Below are 18,640 nucleotides of genomic sequence, written 5' to 3' on the forward strand. Positions count from 1 at the left end.
GCGCGCTCCTTTCCTTCCGTCGCCTACCGGGTTAGCTGACGGGTTCGGAGCGGGAAGGTCTCCTACGCGCGTATACCGGCCGCTGGTCGGCGGCGGCTTCCGCGTGATTCACCCCAAGGTGGTGGTTCCCCGGTTCCCTCGCGGGATTCGGCGCGTGCGCACGGAGCCGCCTCTGGTGACGGCTGGGACGACCGCGCTGCGTTATCGAACGTTAATAGACATGGAGCCGGCTTTCCAAGCTGTTCCGCTTGATCGACAACATTTTTGACCAGGACTTTCCTGCCACGACCGGGGAAAAACGGGCGAGTTGGCGGGACGTCAGGGAAGCCAGGGGAATGAATCAGCAGTCACCGGGCGTTTGATGGTGACTCAGTTGTTATGCACAGGGCGGTCGCCCGCTCACGCAGAGTGAACGGGCGGGAAGGCGCGAAAACACCGAGGGCCGGAACCCTTTCGGATTCCGGCCCTCGGCCTTCAGTAGCGGGGACAGGATTTGAACCTGCGACCTCTGGGTTATGAGCCCAGCGAGCTACCGAGCTGCTCCACCCCGCGTCGGTGACTCCACTGTACGCCATGTGCGGGACCAAAAGCGAAACGGTTGTCCAGGGCGCCCCGGGCGGGCAGCGCGCTCAGCCCAGGAGGTGCCGGTTCGGCGCCTTGGCCCGCTCCTCGTACCCGGGCAGCACGACGACGTCGGCGCCGTGCGCCGCCAGCAGCCCGTTGCCGTCCGCCGCCTCCACGAACGTGTCCGGCTCGCGCCAGGCCGTGACCACCCGGCGCACCCCCGCGTCGAGGATCAGGCGTGCGCAGGGTGCCGGGCGGGAGGCGCGGCGGGCGCACGGCTCCAGGCTGCTGTAGACGGTCGCGCCGGCCAGGCGCGGGTCGGCGGGGTCGACCTTGGCCAGGGCGGCCTCCTCGGCGTGCACCACGGGGTCGCCGGCCTCGCGGGAGTGGCCGCGGGCCAGTTCGGTGCCGTCAGCGGCGACGACCACCGCGCCGACGCTGAACGCGGTGCCCGAGGGCGGGCACCGGTCGGCCAGGTCGCAGGCGAGGGCCAGCCAGCGGCGGTCGGCGGCGGAGGGGAGCGGGCCGGCGCCGGGGGCGGTGGGCTCGTAGCGCATGAGGACGACGTCCTCGATCCGCCGCGTCTCCAGCAGCCGCAGCCGTCCGCCCTGGTAGGCGCCGGGGCCGAAGAGGCGGGGGGCGTCCGGGTCGCCGACGAACAGGGGCGCGAGGACGAGCTGGAGTTCGTCGGCGAGGCCCTGCTGGAGGAGCTGGGTGTGGATCGTGCCGCCGCCCTCGACCATGAGCCGGCGCACGCCCCGTACGTCGTGCAGGTGTTCCAGCGCGCGGCGCCAGTCGAGGCCGGGCCCGAGGGCGGCGACGTCGGCGGCGATCCCGGCGGCGCGGGCGCGCTCGGCGCCCCGGTCGGTGGTCAGCAGGAGCTTGTCGCCGCCCGTGTGCCAGAACTGCGCGGCGGGGTCGAGGTCGCCGGAGGCGCTGACCGTGACCTTGAGCGGGTAGGCGGGCCGGCCGGCGGCGACCCGGGCGGCGCGGCGCCCGGCGGAGTTGACCAGCAGGCGCGGGTTGTCGGCGCGCAGGGTGCCGGCGCCGATGAGGATGGCGTCGACGGACGCGCGCACCTCGTCGACGCGGTCGAAGTCGGCCGGGCTGGACAGCAGCAGCCGCTCCGGGCCGGTGTCGTCGAGGAAGCCGTCGAGGGAGACGGCGGCCGACAGCAGGACGTACGGGTACGGCATGGGGGCGCGCTCTCTCGTGGGACCGGCGGGACGGGCGGGGCGGTGAGACGGGCGGGGCGGCTGGGGCCGGGACACTTTCCGGACGGGACGACGACGATCTTGGTTCAAGTTTGAAGCAAACCTACACTGGCGGCATGACGACCCGCTGGCTGACCTCCGACGAGCAGCGCGCCTGGCGTGCCTACATGGCCGCCACCCTCCTGCTGGAGGACACGCTCGACCGCCAGCTCCAGCAGGACGCCGGCATGCCGCACCTGTACTACTCCATCCTCGCCAATCTCTCCGAGGCGCCTCAACGGCGGCTGCGGATGACCGACCTCGCCGAGCGGTCGAAGATCACCCGCAGCCGGCTCACCTACGCGGTGGCCCGGCTGGAGAAGGACGGCCTGGTGCGGCGCGAGCAGTGCCCGTCGGACCGGCGCGGCAGCGTGGCCGCCCTCACGGACGAGGGCGTGGCGGTGCTGGAGCGCACGGCGCCGGGCCACGTCGAGACGGTCCGCGCGTCCCTGTTCGACCGGCTCAGCCCCGAGCAGGTGGGGCAGCTCGAGGAGATCTGCGCGCGGATCGCGGGCGGGCTGGTGGGCGGCGCGCAGGACGGCGGCGGCCCGGAGGACGTGCCCTGGAAGCGGCGCTCGACGCCGTGCCCGTGAGGTCGGCGGGACGATGTCCGTGAGGCCGGCGGGGCGGACCGGAACCCCGTTGCTTCAAACTTCAAGCACAGGTAGGGTCGGCTCCGAGAATCTGCTTCAAATCTGAAGCAGCAGGAGGGCGGTGCGCCGCCCAGGACCCGGAGAACCGCATGCCCGCTGACCTCACCGCCGCCACGCCGCGCGCCCGCGTCCGGGTCCCGCTGCGCTTCCACGACGGGTACGCCGTCGACGCCGACCTCGTCACCTTCGACGGCCTCGTCGACGGCCGGGAGCACATCGCCGTCGTCCTCGGCGACCCGGCTCCCGGCACCACGCCCCTGGTCCGGCTGCACTCCGAGTGCCTGACCGGGGACGTCTTCGGCTCGGCCCGCTGCGACTGCGGCCCGCAACTGCGCGAGGCCGTCGAGCGCATCGCCGAGCGCGGCGGCGTACTGCTCTACCTCCGCCAGGAGGGCCGGGGCATCGGCCTCTACAACAAACTCGACGCCTACGCCCTCCAGGACCAGGGCCTGGACACCTACGAGGCGAACGCCGCCCTCGGCCTGCCCGAGGACGCCCGCGACTACACGGCCGCCGCCCAGATGCTGCGCGCCCTCGACGTCACCCGCGTGGACCTGCTCTCCCACAACCCCGACAAGGCGGAGCAACTGCGCGCGCTGGGCATCGACGTCCACGACCGCGTCCCGACCGGCGTCTTCACCACCCCGCACAACGTCCGCTACCTGCGCGCCAAGGTCCTGCAGACCAGCCACACGCTGCCGCTCGGCGACCTGACGGAACTGCACGCGGGCTGACCCGCCGGGCGTAGGGACCCCGGCAGCCGGGGAGACACCCGGGCGTGACGAACCCGCCTCCCCCGGAGCAGAACCCGGCCGCGCCGGCGACCCGCCGCAGCTACGACGCCGTCGCCGAGCCCTACGCCGCCGACATCGGCAGCGAACTCCCCGGCAAGCCCCTCGACCGCGCCCTGCTGGACGCCTTCGCGGAAGTCACCCGGCACGGCCCGGTGGCCGACGTCGGCTGCGGCCCGGGACAGGCGACGGCCCACCTCGCCGGCCGGGGCGTGGCGGTCACGGGCCTGGACCTCTCCCCCGGGATGTGCGCCGTGGCCCGCCGCGGCACCGGGCTGCCCTTCGCCGTGGCCGACATGACCGCCCTGCCGCTGCGCTCCGGCAGCCTCACGGGCCTGCTGTGCTGGTACGCGCTCATCCACCTCGACGCACCCGGACGGGCCGCCGCCTACGCCGAGTTCGCCCGCGTCCTGCGCCCCGGCGGGCACGCCCTGCTGGCCTTCCACACCAGCACCGCCGACACCCGCCCCGGCGAGTCGGCCCACTTCACCGACTGGTGGGGCCGGCCGGTGGACCTCACCTTCCACTTCCTGGACCCGGCCACGGAGACGACGTCCCTCACCGCCGCGGACCTCACGGTCACGGCCCACCTCGACCGGGCCCCGTACCCCGGGGTCGAACACCCGAGCAGACGCTCGTACCTGCTGGTGCGGCGGGGTGGGGAGGCGTAGCGGGGACGGGTCCGTCCGGACCCCGGGGAACAACGAGCCCCGGCCCAGGAAGACCTGGGCCGGGGCTGTGTCGTAGGCCGTGTGGGACTCGAACCCACAACCAATGGATTAAAAGTCCACTGCTCTGCCAATTGAGCTAACGGCCCGGGCGATGTTGCCTCCCCGAGCATAGCCGGAGCGGGCCCGGTGTCCGATCGGGTATCGGGACACGGGCGGGGCGGACGTGTCGTGGCGCCGGCCGCGGTCGGGGAGGCGGCGGGCGTCAGGGGTCGGCGGGTTCCGGGGCCGCGGCGGCGCGGCGGGACGCCTCGCGGGCGCGGGTGCGTTCGTGGTCGGGGTCCAGGAACCAGTGGCGGGCCGAGGCCAGCCACCAGGCCGCCGCGAAGCCGAGGACGACCAGGACGGCCACCGGGGCGTAGTTGAACGTCTCCCAGGTGACCGGGGAGACCTGCGGCAGCATGAACAGCACGGTGATGACGCCGACCCAGACCACCGCGACCACGCCGATCACCTGCGACCAGCGGCCCAGGTGCCACGGGCCGCGCGCGAAGGCCGCGCCCTTGCGCACGCGCAGCAGGGTGGGGATGACGTAGGCGACGTACAGGCCGATGACCGCGATCGAGGTCACCGCGGCGTAGGCGGTGTAGTTGATCAGGTACGGCAGGCCCAGCGCGAGGGCGGCGATCGCGGCCAGCCAGACCGCGGCGACCGGGGTGCGGGTGCGCGGGCTGACGGTGTGCCACACATGGGAGAAGGGCAGCGCGCCGTCCCGCGAGAAGGCGTAGATCATACGGCTGTTGGCCGTCACCGACGCCATGCCGCAGAAGAGCTGGGCGCCGATCACCACGAGCAGGAGGAGCTTGCCCGCGGTGGCGCCGAGCGCGTCGAGCAGGATCTGGGCCGGGGGCGCGCCGGTCGGGGAGTCCAGGGCGCCGTCGTAGGACTGGATGGCGAAGGTGAAGCCGAGCAGCAGGACGAAGCCGGCGATCCAGGAGGTCCAGATGGACCGCACGATGCCCTTCGGGCCGGCCGTGGCCGCGTCGTGGGTCTCCTCCGTCATGTGGGCGGAGGCGTCGTAGCCGGTGAAGGTGTACTGGGCCATCAGCAGGCCCAGCAGGACGACGTAGAAGCCGCTGCCCCAGCCGGTGTTGTTGACGAACTCGCCGAACACGAACGACGCCGGGCGGTGGTGGTCCGGCGAGAAGGTGAGCGCGCCGACGATCACCGCCACGCCGAGGACGTGCCACCAGACGCTGATGCTGTTGAGCAGGGCGACGATGCGCACGCCGAAGGTGTTCAGCAGGCCGTGCAGGACGAGGATCGCCGCGAACAGCAGGACCGTGCGGCCGGGGGTGACCTCGAAGCCGAACTGGAGGTTCAGGTAGGCGCCCAGGAAGGAGGCGGCGCCGAAGTCGATGCCCGCGGTCACCGCGACCTGGCCCAGCACGTTGAACCAGCCCGTGAACCAGGCCCAGGCCGCCGCCGAGCGGGGCGGCGCCAGCCGGTGGGCCCAGAAGTACAGGCCGGCCGACGTCGGGTACGCCGAGCAGATCTCGGCCATGGACAGCCCGACGAAGAGGGTCATCAGCCCGACGGCCACCCAGCCCCAGGTGATCACGGCGGGGCCGCCGGTGTTCAGGCCGAACGCGTACAGCGTCAGGCAGCCCGACAGCACGGAGATGATCGTGAAGGACACCGCGTAGTTGGAGAACGCCGACATGCGTCGGGCGAGCGTCTGCGTGTAACCGAGCTGGGCCAGCCGTTCTTCGTCCGACAGCCCACTCCCTCTGGCGTCATCTGTCATGCCCCCAGCGATTCCCTCGCCGGGGGCATGACATGCGTCACAGGGGAAGCAGAAAGGCTCCCGTGGTGACTAGAAGAGGCCCTTGTACTTCTGCCATCCGGTGCCGACCTTCACGCGCGGTCCGAAGGTCCCGGTCCCGGTGCCGTTCTGCCGGTACAGGGTGCCCGCCGTGTCGCGGGCGACGAGGTCCGCCTTGCCGTCCCCCGTGATGTCACCGGGTCCGACGACGGCGTTGTAGCTGCCGCCCCAGCCGGCGAAGAGCCTCACCCGCGCGGAGAACGTGCCGTTGCCCCGGCCCAGGTACCGGTACAGGTTGTCGGCGGTGTCCTGCGCGAGCAGGTCGCCGACGCCGTCGCCGTTGAGATCACCGGCACCGATGATCTTCTTGTAGGACTTCCAGGTGTCGTAGAGCTTCACGGGCGCCGCGAAGCCCGGCCGGCCCGTGCCCTGGTAGAGGTAGACCCGGCCCGTGGAGGGGTTGCGGGCGATCAGGTCGGGGCGGCCGTCCTTCGTCACGTCCCCCGGCGAGGTCAGCACGTCGAACTGGTTGAACCCCTTGGACGCGACGGTCCAGTGCGGCGACCTCGGCGTCACGGCAGCGCCGCAGCCGGGCGCGTACAGCCGCAGTTCCCCGCTGGTCAGCCGCACCAGCACGTCGGCGCAGCGGTCACCGTTCAGGTCGCCGAAGGGCACCGCCCTGATGCCGCTCGGCCAGCCGCTGCCGCTGACCTGGCCGGAGAAGGTGCCCCGGCCGGTGCCCTGCTGGAAGGTCAGGGTGCCCGTGCTCGGCATGGTCAGCAGGTCGCCCACGCCGTCCGGCTCGGCGCCCGGGCCGACGTGGTCGCGGAACACGGCGCTGCCGTCGACCATGCGGACGGTGCCCCGCACCTGCAGGGGGGCGCCGACGCCGTCCGCGGGCGTGACGGTCAGCGTCCAGTCGTAGGTGCCGTTGGGCAGGGGGGAGACCGTGCTGCCGGGGCCCAGGGGGTTCCAGCCCACGTTCAGCACCCCGCTCACGGCGCCGCCGTCCGTGCCTCCGACGTGCTTGCCGGTGGCCCCGCTGCGCACGTCCAGCGTCCACCCCGAGGCCGGCTTCGACAGCAGCACCGAGGTGAGGGTGTGCGTGCCGGGGGCCGTCCGGGTCACGCTCTGCGCGGGCCCCAACTGGCGCAGCGGCTGCTGCGCGACGCCCGAGGGCACCAGGTGGACCTGCTCGCGGTCGTCGACGTAGGCGAGGTTCGCCCCGGACTCGTCCACCGTCCAGCGCACGCCGCGCTGCGAGACGCCGGTGTCGGGCAGGTCCCCGACGACCCGGCCGGCGGGGGCGCCGTCGGCCACGGTGGTGAGGACCAGCTTCCCGGCCTGCTTGTCGTGCGTGACGACGTACCCGTCGCCCAGCTCGGCCTCGCCCGCGGGGACGGGGACGGACGTGCGCGCCGTCCGGTCGTAGACGCCGGCCTGTCCGTCGCAGGTCCAGTAGATCCAACGGCCCAGCGCCTGCAGGTCGGTGGGCGTGCAGCCGGCGCCGGTGCCGACGGTCTCGGTGGTCTTCCCGGCCGTCAGGTCGTACGCGGTGACCTGGCCCGGCGTCGGGCCCGGCGTCCAGAGGGTGTCGCCGGACAGCGCGGCCGGGCCCGGGGCGCGGGTGAGCGCCGCGGTGCCGGTGCCGCCGATGCGGAAGACGTCCTGCTCGGAGGCGGCCGTGTAGATCAGGTACTGACCCGAGACGTCGGTGAGGCGGCCGCCCCGCGGGAGGTCCCCGCGCACCCAGGTGTCGCTGTCCCCCGGCCCGTCGACCACGATCGAGTCCGCGCTCGCCCCGTGGTCCACCCGGGCGACCCGCCCGTCGCCGGTGCCGTGGAACACGGCGCAGCCCGGGTCGGAGTCCGGGCAGGCGTTCGCGGTGAACGAGTAGCGGGTGGAGGGGCCGAAGGCCGGCGTGCCGGTGGGCGCGACGGTCCGCTGGGACAGGCGCCGCACGTCGGAGCGCAGGTAGTCCCCGACCACCAGTTTCCCGCCGGTGAGGGACAGGCCCTGGATCTTCAGGGGCGGCTTGGGCAGGGCCTTCACCCGGGTGACGACCGGAGTGCCGTCCGGGCCGGCCTGGATGCGCTGGACGCCCCAGCCGTCGGGGTTCGCGGAGGTGCGGCCCACGGCGACGGCGGTGCCGTCGGAGAGGCCGTCGAAACCGACGTACGAACCGGTCAGGAGGGTCCGCTCGGGCCCCCCGGAGAGGGGCTTGGCCACGATCTTCAGATCGCCCGACTGGCGCACGATCCAGTCGCCGACCGTGGTGAGGTACCCGGGCGAGCCGCCGGCCCCGTCCGGGACGACCTCGGTGGGAGCGGCCGACAGGTCGGTGCGGTCGTAGACCAGCGCGGTCGGCTCGCCGGAGCCGTACAGGAGCACGTGGCGGTCGGTGATCTTCGCCCGGCCGTACAGCTTCGAGGTCGCCGTCCAGGTGCGCACCCGGCCCGTCCGGCGGTCGACCAGGACCCACGGGTAGTCGCCGCCGCCACCCGGCCGGCCCGCGTTGAAGAGGAGGTCGTCGGTGTCGCCGCCGAAGACCTGGCCGAGGAGGTACCCGTCCGGCACCCCGGTCACCGGCACGTCCCGGGTGGTTCCGTCGGGGTCCGGGAAGAGCAGGTGCATGTCGCGCAGGACGCGGGTCCCGTTCGGGTCCGTCACCTCGCGGTAGGAGACCACCAGGTCGTCGTAGGCGCCGAGCAGGGTCTGGCCCGCGGGGACGCGGACCGTGCGCGTGGTGCCGTCGACGGCGTTCCACAGGTCGACCCGGCCGTCCGGGTAGCGGTACGCCACGGCGTCCCCGCCCGTCATGAGGGCGGGGTTGGCCCCGGCCGGACGGGTCGGCTTCGTCGTCGCGGCGTCCGCGTACCGCATCCAGACGAGTCCGTCGTCCGTGCGCAGGAACACGCCCTGCCTCCCCGCGCCCTCCCGCCCGAGGAGCGATCCCGTGTCCCACAGGGAGACGGCGGGGTGGGTGCTGCTCAGTGCCGCCGGCACCACCGTCTCCTGAGGTGTGTCCGCCGCGGCCGGCGCGGCCGGGAGCAGCGGGATCAGCGCGGCGGTGAGCAGAGCGCAGGCCGCGGTCGCGCGCAGGCGTGCGGACGTGTGACGAGCCAAGAAGGACCCTCCCCGGGAAGCCGAGACGGGACGTGCACCGCGTCCGGGTGCCCGGCCCCCCGGCCGTCGCATCCGTCTCAGAAGTGGGCCGATCTTACCCGGATACGGCTGAGCGCCGTGCCCCCGGTCGGGGGCACGGCGCTCAGCCGGTGGTCGGATCAGCCGTTGCGCTTCCAGCGCGGCTTGTCCTCGCGGCGGCCGAAGGAGCCGCCGCCGCGGTGGTCGTCACGGCGGCCGTAGGGGCGGTCGTGACCCGGACGGTCGTGGCCGCCGGCGCGATAGCCCGGGCGGTCGTCGCGGCGGTCGCGGTTGAACGGGCGGTCGCTGCCCCGGTGACCGGTGCGCTCGTCGCGGCGGAAGCCGCCCCGGTCGTCACGGCGCTCGAAGGAACGGCCGCCGCGGTCGCGGTCGAAGGAGCGGGCGCCCCGGTCGTCACGACGCTCGTCCCGGCGGAAACCGCCACGGTCGTCCCGGCGGTCGTCGCGGCGCTCGAAGGAACGGCCGCCGCGGTCGCCGCCGTCCCGGCGGTCGTAGCCGCGCTCACCGCGGTCGCGGTCGAAGGAGCGGGCGCCCCGGTCGTCACGACGGTCGTCCCGGCGGAAGCCGCCACGGTCGTCCCGGCGGTCGTCCCGGCGGTCGTCGCGGCGCTCGAACGAACGGCCGCCGCGGTCACGGTCGAAGGACCGGCCGCCCCGGTCGTCACGACGCTCGTCCCGGCGGAAGCCGCCACGGTCGTCACGACGGTCGTCGCGGCGGAAGCCGCCCCGGTCGTCACGGCGCTCGTACGACGTCGTCGGCGCCGGACGCTCCTCGCGCTCGGGCCGGTCGGACCGCTCGGCGTCCCGCGCGGTCGGCTGCTCCGGGAGGGAGACCTCCGGCGCGGCGCTCTCGACGGCCGCCGCGGCCTGGGCCTCGGCCACCGCCGCCTCGGGGTCCTCGCCCCGCTCGCGGGCGACCCGGGCCACCAGCCGGTCGGCCTCCTCGCGCAGCTCGGCGGCACGCCGCTGGGCGCGCTCGAGCTGCTTGGTGAGGTGGGCGACCTCGCGCTCGGCCTGCTGCGCGGCGTTGCCCGCCGACTCGGCCTGGACCTCGGTCATGGAACGGGCGCCGGTGATCTCGGCGACCTCCGGGTCGAAGGCGGCGCCGCCCTGGATGATGTGGCGGCCCGCGTCGACGCCGGCGTCCTCCATCAGGCGGAAGATCTGGCGCCGCTGGTGCGGCAGCGAGAGGGAGACGACCGTGCCGGTGCGGCCGGCGCGGGCGGTGCGGCCGGCGCGGTGCAGGTAGTCCTTGTGGTCGCCGGCCGGGTCGACGTTCAGCACCAGGTCGATGCCGTCGACGTGGATGCCGCGGGCGGCGACGTCGGTGGCGACCAGGACGTTGACGTAGCCGTCCTTGAAGTCGGCCAGGGTCCGGGTGCGGGCGCCCTGGGTCATGCCGCCGTGCAGCGCGTCGGCCTTCACGCCCGACTCGCGGAGCTGCTCGGCGACGCGGTCGGCGCCGAGCTGGGTGCGGACGAAGATGATCGTGCGGCCCTTGCGGGAGGCGATCGCGGAGGTGACCGGCGCCTTGTCCTTGGGCTTCACGATGAGGATGTGGTGGGACATCGTCGTGACGGCGCCCTGGGCCGCGTCCACCTCGTGGTGGACCGGGTCCTTCAGGTAGCGGTCGACGAGGGTCTTGATCTCGTTCTCCATGGTCGCGGAGAACAGCATCCGCTGGCCGCCCGCCGGGACCTGGTCGAGCAGCTCCGTCACCTCGGGCAGGAAGCCCAGGTCGGACATCTGGTCGGCCTCGTCGAGGACGGCGATCCGCACGTCCTCCAGGGAGCAGGCGCCGCGGTTGATGATGTCGCGCAGCCGGCCCGGGGTGGCGACGAGGATGTCGACGCCGCGCTCGAGGGCGTAGATCTGGTTGCCCATCGACGTACCGCCGCAGACGACCTTCATCTTCAGGCCGAGGACGTCGCCGTAGGGCTGGAGCGCGTCGGCCACCTGCATGGCCAGCTCGCGGGTCGGGGTGAGGATGACCGCGCGCGGGCGGTGCTTCTCGGTGCGGCCGCCGGCGAGCTGGGCCAGCGTCGGCAGGCCGAAGGAGAGGGTCTTGCCGGAGCCGGTGCGGCCACGGCCGAGGATGTCCTTGCCGGCCAGGGCGTCCGGGATGGTCGCGGCCTGGATCGGGAAGGGGACCGTCACACCGTTCTGCGCGAGCTTGCGCACGACGCCCTCGGGGAGACCGAGGTCGGCGAAGGTGACCTCGGGGGTCTCCTCGGCGCCGGTCTCCTCGACCTCGACCTCGACGGCCTCGACGGCCTCGGGCACGACGGAGTGATCAGTGCTGGAAATGGACATGCGAATGCGAAACCTTCCGGAGTCTCGTCGGCACGCGCCCGTCAACTCCGTGTTCGCATCACGACCGCCTCAATGCGGTCCGCCACGGCAAGGGAGAGTACGCGCCACACGGCGCGCTCTGCGGTGGCGCCGGGCAAATGGGATCAAACGATCTACCACCATACGCACCCTGCCCCCCGGAACGCAAACCGCCTCCGTCACGCCCGTTCTGCACGGGACACCCCCCACCTGCGCCGGAACGCCGGCCGCCCGTTCCGGCGTGAGCAGCGACACAGCGGCGACAGAGCGGTGACAGAGCGAGGGCCCCGGTTCCGCACGCCCCGGCTCACACCGGCGCCCCCGCCTCCGGTGCCGGCAGCCGCTCGGCCAGTTGGGGGCGCGGGTCCTCGTGGGCCGACGAGGACGGTTCGGCGACCGTCGGTTCGGGCGAGGGCGACGCGGGCGGCTCCGGGGGCGGCGGGTCGGAGGGGCTGGGGCGCGGCGGGGCCGGCTGGTCGCCGCTCGGGCTGGGCGCCCCGGGCCCGGCGGGCCCCTTGCCGCCCCCGCCCCGGCCGGGCTCCTCCCGCGCCGTGGGCGGGGCGCTCGCACCGGAGGTCGGGGAGGCGGTGGGCGAACCGGACGCGTCGTCCTCGCCCTCGCCCTTCCCGTGGCCGCCCTTGCCGTCGCCGTGCCCGCCGGCGTGCCCGAGCCGGCCGCCGCCGCCCCCGCGCGCACCGCCCGGCGCCCCGTCGCCCGGCTGTCCGGCCGACTGCGACGGCTTGGCCTGGCTGCCCTCCCCGTCACCCACGCTCATGCAGCCGGCGGCCGCGGCGACGGCCAGGACCGTGGCGGCCAGGCGGACGGGTACGTACAAGGGGCGCACGGGAGCCACCTCCGATGGGGGACGGGAGTCAACCTGCCCAACTCCCGCCGCCCATAAGAGGACACGCTCCCCGCGGGCGACTACCCGTAGCCGAGGGCGTGCAGCCGCGCGTCGTCGATGCCGAAGTGGTGGGCGATCTCGTGCACCACGGTGACCTCGGTCTCCTCGACGACCTCCTCCCGGGTCGCGCACATCCGCAGGGTGGGACCCCGGTAGACGGTGATCCGGTCGGGCAGCACGCCCGCGTACCACTCCCCGCGGTCGGTGAGCGGAGTCCCCTCGTACAGCCCGAGCAGCTCCGGGTCGTCGGCCGGTGGCTCGTCCTCGACGAACACCGCGACGTTGTCCATCAGCCGCGTCAGCTCCGGCGGGATACGGTCCAGCGCCTCGGCGACCAGTTCCTCGAACTCCTCGCGCGTCATCTCCAGCACAGGGCCATTGTCGGGCACGCGGGCGCGTGGGCGCCGGGCAAGGACGCGACCGGCGGCCCGGGCCGACGTCCGCATGCCCGCCCGCGCACTTGGGCATACGGGACCAATGGTCAGCGTCCGCACCCCCGGAAGGCGAAAGCCGAAGCCGCCCGTCCTCGCACTCGCCCCGCGCCCGCACCCCTGGCGCCGCGCCCTCGGCCTCGTCACCGTCGTCCTCGCCGGGGCCTGGCTCGGGCTGCTGGTCGTGGGGAACGTCCGGGCGCAGGTCGGCCCGATGAACACCACGATGACCCTGCGCCCCTCGCTGAGCGGCGGGACGAAGATCAACGTCTCGCCGCTGGGCGCGCTGCACCTGGACAGTCATGTCGCGCCGGTCCGCCTGGACGTGAACGTCGACCAGCTCGACCCGGCCCGCGCGCAGGCCCTGGTGGACCACCCGGAACGGCTGTCCGGCCTCCAGGACGAGGTGGCGCGGGACGTCGAGCACGGCACGCTCGACCTGGCGGTGCGCTCCTGCGTGGCAGTGGTGGCGGGCGCCACGGCCCTCGGCCTCGCCGTCTACCGCCGCCCGGGCCGCGCCGCGGCGGCCGGCGGACTGGCCCTGGCGCTGCTGGCGGCCTCGGGCGGCACGGCGTACGCCACGTGGAACCCGAAGTCGGTGCTGGAGCCGCGCTTCTCGGGCCTGCTCTCGTCCGCCCCGTCGCTCGTGGGCAACGCCCGCAGCATCGTCACGGAGTTCGACGTCTACCAGAAGGAACTGGCCCGCCTGGTGACGAACGTGACCAAGCTCTACGACGTCACCTCCACGCTGCCCGCCTACCAGCCGGACCCGACGACCGTCCGCGTCCTGCACGTGTCCGACATCCACCTCAACCCGGCGAGCTGGAAGATCATCGCCTCGCTGGTGGAGCAGTACAAGGTGGACGTGATCGTCGACTCCGGCGACACGATGGACCACGGAACGGCGGCGGAGAACGGCTTCCTCGACCCGGTCGCCAACCTGGGGGCGCCGTACGTGTGGGTCCGGGGCAACCACGACTCGGTGCTCACCCAGCGCTACCTGGAGGGCGTGCGCGGCGTGCACGTCCTGGACCGGGGGCGGGCCGTGACCGTCGCCGGGCTGCGCTTCGCGGGCATCGGCGACCCCCAGTACACGCCGGACCGCTCCACGGTGCCGGGCGGCGGGGACGCCGAGGAGCGGGCCGGCGCGGAGCTCGCGGCGGCGCTGCGGGCGCAGCGGGCGGCGGGGACGCCGGTGGACGTGGCGATCGCGCACGAGCCCAGCGCGGCGCGGGGCGTGGACGGCGAGGTGCCGCTGGTGCTGGCCGGCCATCTGCACCACGAGCAGACCGAGGTCCTGGAGAAGGGCACGCGGCTGCGGGTCGAGGGGTCCACCGGCGGCAGCGGGCTGCGGGCCGTCGAGGGCAAGTACCCCGACCCGATCGAGGCGTCGATCCTCTATCTCGACCGGGACACCCGGCGGCTGCAGGCGTGGGACGAGATCAAGCTGGGCGGCCTGGGCCTGACGACGGCCGAGGTCAGCCGCCACCTGCCGAAGGAGAACCAGCCGGGGGCCGCCCCGACGCCGACGGACCCGGCGACCGCGAGCCCCACGACCACGACCGCGACCCCCACGACCACGACGCCGACCGGCCCGGCGACCGCCCCGTAAACCGTTTTGGCGATACCTCCCGCCATCCCATATGCTTCTCACGTCCCCGACGCGCTGAGAAGCGCCCAGGCGGGCCGATAGCCCTCATCGTCTAGCGGCCTAGGACGCCGCCCTTTCAAGGCGGTAGCACGGGTTCGAATCCCGTTGGGGGCACGCAGTACGGTGTGCGACACTTGAGCGCGTTCGTCGCACACAACAGCTTGGTCCTGTGGAGCAGTTTGGAGTGCTCGCCACCCTGTCAAGGTGGAGGCCGCGGGTTCAAATCCCGTCAGGACCGCTGAGATCTCGCAAGAGGTCTCGTGGCTGGGTAGCTCAGTTGGTACGAGCGATCGCCTGAAAAGCGATAGGTCGCCGGTTCGACCCCGGCCCCAGCCACAGTGGAGAGGCCCCCGCCGGGATTCCGGCGGGGGTCTCTCGCCGTCCCGGAGCAAAAGCGTTCGCGCGAAATTTCCGCGGGATGAGATCCTGGATCGCGTATGTCTACGCACCCCGCCCCCGCCCTCGGCGCCCTCGCCCCCCGTCTGGCCGAGCTGTCCCTGCGTGACGCGCACCGGCTCGGGCGCAGGCTCGAGGGCGCGCGCAAGATCCGCAAGCCGGAGGCCCGCGCGGCCGTACTGGCCGAGATCGAGGCCGAGGTGGGCAAGGCCGAGGAGCGGATGGCCGGCCGGCGCGCGCGCGTGCCCGCGGTCACCTATCCCGAGCAGTTGCCCGTCTCCCAGAAGAAGGACGACATCGCGGCGGCGATCCGCGACCACCAGGTCGTCATCGTCGCCGGTGAGACCGGCTCCGGCAAGACCACGCAGATCCCGAAGATCTGCCTGGAGCTGGGCCGGGGCGTGCGCGGCATGATCGGGCACACCCAGCCCCGCCGCATCGCCGCCCGCACCGTCGCCGAGCGCGTGGCCGAGGAGCTGCGCACCCCCCTCGGCCAGGCCGTCGGCTGGAAGGTGCGGTTCACCGACCAGGTCGACCCGGACGCCACGTTCGTCAAGCTGATGACCGACGGCATCCTGCTCGCCGAGATCCAGACCGACCGCGAGCTGCGCGCCTACGACACGATCATCATCGACGAGGCCCACGAGCGGTCCCTCAACATCGACTTCCTGCTCGGGTACCTGGCGCAGCTCCTGCCGAAGCGGCCGGACCTGAAGGTCGTCATCACCTCGGCGACGATCGACCCCGAGCGCTTCTCGCGGCACTTCGGCGACGCCCCGATCATCGAGGTCAGCGGACGGACGTACCCGGTCGAGGTGCGCTACCGGCCGCTCCTGGAGGAGGTCGGCGACGACGCGGACGAGGCCGCGGACGCCGACCGCGACCAGATCACCGCGATCATCGACGCGGTCGAGGAGCTGCGCGGCGAGGGCCAGGGCGACATCCTGGTGTTCCTCTCCGGCGAGCGGGAGATCCGCGACACGGCGGACGCGCTGGAGAAACGGAAGTTCCCGTTCACCGAGGTGCTCCCGCTCTACGCCCGCCTCTCGCACGCCGAGCAGCACCGGGTCTTCCAGCCCCACACCGGCCGCAGGATCGTTCTGGCGACCAACGTGGCGGAGACCTCGCTGACCGTCCCGGGCATCAAGTACGTCATCGACCCCGGCTTCGCCCGCATCTCCCGCTACAGCCACCGCACCAAGGTCCAGCGGCTGCCCATCGAGCCGGTCTCGCAGGCCAGCGCCAACCAGCGCAAGGGCCGCTGCGGCCGTACGTCCGACGGCATCTGCATCCGGCTGTACAGCGAGGAGGACTTCCTCGCCCGGCCGGAGTTCACCGACGCCGAGATCCTGCGCACCAACCTCGCCTCCGTCATCCTGCAGATGACCGCCGCCGGCCTCGGCGACATCGAGAAGTTCCCCTTCATCGACCCGCCGGACCACCGCAACATCCGCGACGGCGTGCAGCTCCTGCAGGAGCTGGGCGCGCTGGAACCCGACCAGAAGGACCCCCGCAAGCGGCTCACGCAGACCGGCCGCAAGCTCGCCCAGCTTCCCGTCGACCCGCGGCTGGCCCGGATGGTCCTGGAGGCCGACCGCAACGGCTGTGCCCGCGAGGTCATGGTGATAGCCGCCGCGCTGTCCATCCAGGACCCGCGCGAGCGCCCGGCCGACAAGCAGGCCCAGGCCGACCAGCAGCACGCCCGCTTCAAGGACGAGACCAGCGACTTCCTCGCCTACCTCAACCTCTGGCGGTACGTCAGGGAGCAGCAGCGCGAGCGGGGCTCCAGCTCCTTCCGCCGGATGTGCAAGCAGGAGTACCTGAACTTCCTGCGCATCCGCGAATGGCAGGACATCTACACCCAGCTCCGCACGGTCGCCAAGCAGATGGGCATCCACCTCAACGACCAGGACGCCGAACCGGACCGCGTCCACGTCTCGCTGCTGGCCGGCCTGCTGTCCCACATCGGGATGAAGGACGTCAAGGACGGCAACAAGAACGAGTACCTGGGCGCCCGCAACGCCAAGTTCGCGATCTTCCCGGGCTCGGCGCTGTTCCGGAAGCAGCCGCGCTTCGTGATGTCGGCCGAACTGGTGGAGACCTCCCGCCTGTGGGCCCGCGTCAACGCGAGGATCGAGCCGGACTGGGTCGAGCCGCTCGCGGAACACCTGCTGAAGCGGACGTACAGCGAACCGCACTGGGAGAAGGACCAGGCGGCCGTGATGGCGTACGAGAAGGTCACGCTGTACGGCGTGCCGATCGTCGCCCAGCGGAAGGTGAACTACGGCCGGATCGACCCGGAGGCCAGCCGGGAGCTGTTCATCCGCAACGCGCTCGTGGAGGGCGACTGGCGCACGCACCACAAGTTCTTCGCCGACAACCGCCGGCTCCTCAGCGAGGTCGAGGAGCTGGAGCACCGGGCGCGGCGCCGGGACATCGTGGTCGACGACGAGACGCTGTTCGACTTCTACGACCAGCGGGTGCCCGACCACGTGGTCTCCGGCGCCCACTTCGACTCCTGGTGGAAGCGCAAGCGGCAGGAGCAGCCCGACTTCCTCGACTTCGAGCGGGAGATGCTCATCCGGGAGTCGGCGGAGGCGGTCACCAAGGCCGACTACCCGGACACCTGGCGCCAGGGCGAGCTGAAGTTCCGGGTGACGTACCAGTTCGAGCCGGGTGCGGACGCGGACGGCGTGACCGTCCACATCCCGCTCCAGGTGCTCAACCAGGTCACCGACGAGGGCTTCGACTGGCAGATCCCGGGCCTGCGCGAGGAGGTGGTGACGGAGCTGATCCGTTCCCTGCCCAAGCCGGTCCGGCGCCACTACGTGCCCGCGCCCAACTACGCCAAGGCGTTCCTGGAGCGGGCGACGCCGCTGCAGGAGCCGCTGACGGTGACCATGGCGCGCGAGCTGAAGCGCATGGTCGGGGTGCCGTTCGAGGCCGAGGACTTCGACTGGTCGAAGGTCCCCGACCACCTGAAGATCACGTTCCGGATCGTCGACGAGCGGCGCCGCAAGCTCGCCGAGGACAAGGACCTGGAGGCGCTGAGGCTCCAGCTCAAGCCCCGGGCGCGCAAGGCCCTGTCGCAGGCCGCGGCGGCCACCGCGGAGCGCCGGGGCGGTGAGTCGCTGGAGCGTACGGGCCTGACCGACTGGACGATCGGCACGCTCACCCGGGTCTTCGAGACCCGCCGGGCCGGCCAGCCGGTCAAGGCGTACCCGGCGCTGGTCGACGACGGCGACACCGTCTCCGTACGGCTCTTCGACACCGAGGCCGAGCAGGCCGAGGCGATGTGGCAGGGCACCCGCCGGCTGATCGTGCGCAACATCCCGGTCAACCCGGCGAAGTTCGCGTCCGAGAAGCTGACGAACGCCCAGAAGCTCGCGCTGTCGTCGAATCCGCATGGTTCGATCCAGGCGCTGTTCGACGACTGCGCCCTGGCCGCGGCGGACAAGCTGATCGCCGACTTCGGCGGGCCGGCGTGGGACGAGGAGTCCTACCGCAAGCTGTACGACAAGGTGCGCGCGGAGATCGTCGACACGACGGTCCGCACGGTGGGCCAGGTGCAGCAGGTGCTGGCCGCCTGGCAGGCGTGCGAGCGGCGGCTGAAGGCGGTTCGCAGCCCCGCGCTGCTGGCGAACCTCCAGGACGTGCGCAAGCAGTTGGACGCCCTGGTGAAGCCCGGCTTCGTGACCTGGGCGGGGCTGCGGCGGCTGCCGGACCTGATGCGCTACCTGGTGGCCGCGGACCGGCGGCTGCAGCAGATGCCGACCAGCGTGCAGCGGGACACCACGCGCATGGAGAAGGTCCACGAGATGCAGGACGAGTTCGCCTGGCTGCTGGAGCAGATGCCGGCCGGACGGCCCGTCCCGCAGCAGGTCCTGGAGATCCGCTGGATGATCGAGGAGCTGCGGGTCAGCTACTTCGCCCACGCGCTGGGCACGGCGTACCCCATCTCCGACAAGCGGATCGTGAAGGCGATCGACGCCGCCGCTCCGTGATCACG

Annotated in this window: 11 protein-coding genes, 5 tRNA genes and 1 riboswitch; of the genes, 8 read left to right on the forward strand and 8 right to left on the reverse strand. The window is 72.9% G+C overall.

Annotated features, from left to right (window positions below):
• Nucleotides 1-5: 5 nt before the first annotated feature.
• A riboswitch (cyclic di-AMP (ydaO/yuaA leader) is annotated at nt 6-163 on the reverse strand.
• A 315-nt stretch (nt 164-478) separates the two neighbouring features.
• Both E4U92_RS29535 and E4U92_RS29540 read right to left on the reverse strand, forming a co-directional pair.
• Nucleotides 479-552 (reverse strand) — tRNA-Met (locus E4U92_RS29535).
• Nucleotides 553-629: 77 nt separating this feature from the next.
• Nucleotides 630-1,760: a dihydrofolate reductase family protein gene (locus E4U92_RS29540; protein ID WP_137303503.1), complete on the reverse strand. Its 1,131-nt coding sequence runs from the start codon at nt 1,758-1,760 to the stop codon at nt 630-632.
• A gap of 134 nt (nt 1,761-1,894) precedes the next feature.
• On the opposite strand from E4U92_RS29540, the gene E4U92_RS29545 reads away from it, so the two are divergent.
• From E4U92_RS29545 to E4U92_RS29555, 3 genes are all read left to right on the forward strand, one after another.
• Nucleotides 1,895-2,410: a MarR family winged helix-turn-helix transcriptional regulator gene (locus E4U92_RS29545; protein ID WP_137303504.1), complete on the forward strand. Its 516-nt coding sequence runs from the start codon at nt 1,895-1,897 to the stop codon at nt 2,408-2,410.
• Nucleotides 2,411-2,559: 149 nt separating this feature from the next.
• Nucleotides 2,560-3,204 (forward strand): GTP cyclohydrolase II, encoded by a 645-nt coding sequence (locus tag E4U92_RS29550; protein WP_137303505.1) that lies wholly within the window; start codon nt 2,560-2,562, stop codon nt 3,202-3,204.
• A gap of 44 nt (nt 3,205-3,248) precedes the next feature.
• Nucleotides 3,249-3,932: a class I SAM-dependent methyltransferase gene (locus E4U92_RS29555; protein WP_137303506.1), complete on the forward strand. Its 684-nt coding sequence runs from the start codon at nt 3,249-3,251 to the stop codon at nt 3,930-3,932.
• Between the two features lie 73 nt (nt 3,933-4,005).
• Here the strand turns inward: E4U92_RS29555 and E4U92_RS29560 are convergent.
• The 6 genes from E4U92_RS29560 to E4U92_RS29585 form a co-directional block, all read right to left on the reverse strand.
• Nucleotides 4,006-4,078 (reverse strand) — tRNA-Lys (locus tag E4U92_RS29560).
• Between the two features lie 116 nt (nt 4,079-4,194).
• Nucleotides 4,195-5,736 (reverse strand): amino acid permease, encoded by a 1,542-nt coding sequence (locus E4U92_RS29565; protein WP_137303507.1) that lies wholly within the window; start codon nt 5,734-5,736, stop codon nt 4,195-4,197.
• A gap of 69 nt (nt 5,737-5,805) precedes the next feature.
• Nucleotides 5,806-8,880, reverse strand: coding sequence for an FG-GAP repeat domain-containing protein (locus tag E4U92_RS29570; protein WP_137303508.1), 3,075 nt, complete (start codon nt 8,878-8,880; stop codon nt 5,806-5,808).
• A 158-nt stretch (nt 8,881-9,038) separates the two neighbouring features.
• Nucleotides 9,039-11,231 (reverse strand): DEAD/DEAH box helicase, encoded by a 2,193-nt coding sequence (locus E4U92_RS29575; protein WP_137303509.1) that lies wholly within the window; start codon nt 11,229-11,231, stop codon nt 9,039-9,041.
• Nucleotides 11,232-11,556: 325 nt separating this feature from the next.
• Nucleotides 11,557-12,093 carry a hypothetical protein gene (locus E4U92_RS29580; RefSeq protein ID WP_137303510.1) on the reverse strand — a complete coding sequence of 179 codons (537 nt, stop codon included), beginning with the start codon at nt 12,091-12,093 and terminating at the stop codon, nt 11,557-11,559.
• An 80-nt stretch (nt 12,094-12,173) separates the two neighbouring features.
• Nucleotides 12,174-12,524, reverse strand: a complete 351-nt coding sequence (locus E4U92_RS29585; protein ID WP_067239422.1) for a metallopeptidase family protein — start codon at nt 12,522-12,524, stop codon at nt 12,174-12,176.
• 106 nt (nt 12,525-12,630) lie between these two features.
• Here E4U92_RS29585 and E4U92_RS29590 point away from each other — a divergent pair, with 106 nt between their 5' ends.
• The 5 genes from E4U92_RS29590 to hrpA all read left to right on the forward strand — a co-directional run bounded on the left by E4U92_RS29590 (nt 12,631) and on the right by hrpA (nt 18,635).
• Nucleotides 12,631-14,196 (forward strand): metallophosphoesterase family protein, encoded by a 1,566-nt coding sequence (locus tag E4U92_RS29590; protein WP_229862735.1) that lies wholly within the window; start codon nt 12,631-12,633, stop codon nt 14,194-14,196.
• Nucleotides 14,197-14,276: 80 nt separating this feature from the next.
• A tRNA-Glu gene (locus E4U92_RS29595) sits at nt 14,277-14,349 on the forward strand.
• Nucleotides 14,350-14,398: 49 nt separating this feature from the next.
• Nucleotides 14,399-14,473, forward strand: a tRNA-Asp gene (locus E4U92_RS29600).
• A gap of 24 nt (nt 14,474-14,497) precedes the next feature.
• Nucleotides 14,498-14,571, forward strand: a tRNA-Phe gene (locus E4U92_RS29605).
• 101 nt (nt 14,572-14,672) lie between these two features.
• A complete protein-coding gene (hrpA, locus tag E4U92_RS29610; RefSeq protein WP_137303513.1) occupies nt 14,673-18,635 on the forward strand; it encodes an ATP-dependent RNA helicase HrpA in 3,963 nt (1,320 codons plus the stop codon).
• The last annotated feature ends 5 nt before the right edge of the window (nt 18,636-18,640 follow it).

The sequence above is a fragment of the Streptomyces galbus genome (genome assembly GCF_005280195.1).
In the GTDB taxonomy this organism is placed as follows: domain Bacteria; phylum Actinomycetota; class Actinomycetes; order Streptomycetales; family Streptomycetaceae; genus Streptomyces; species Streptomyces galbus.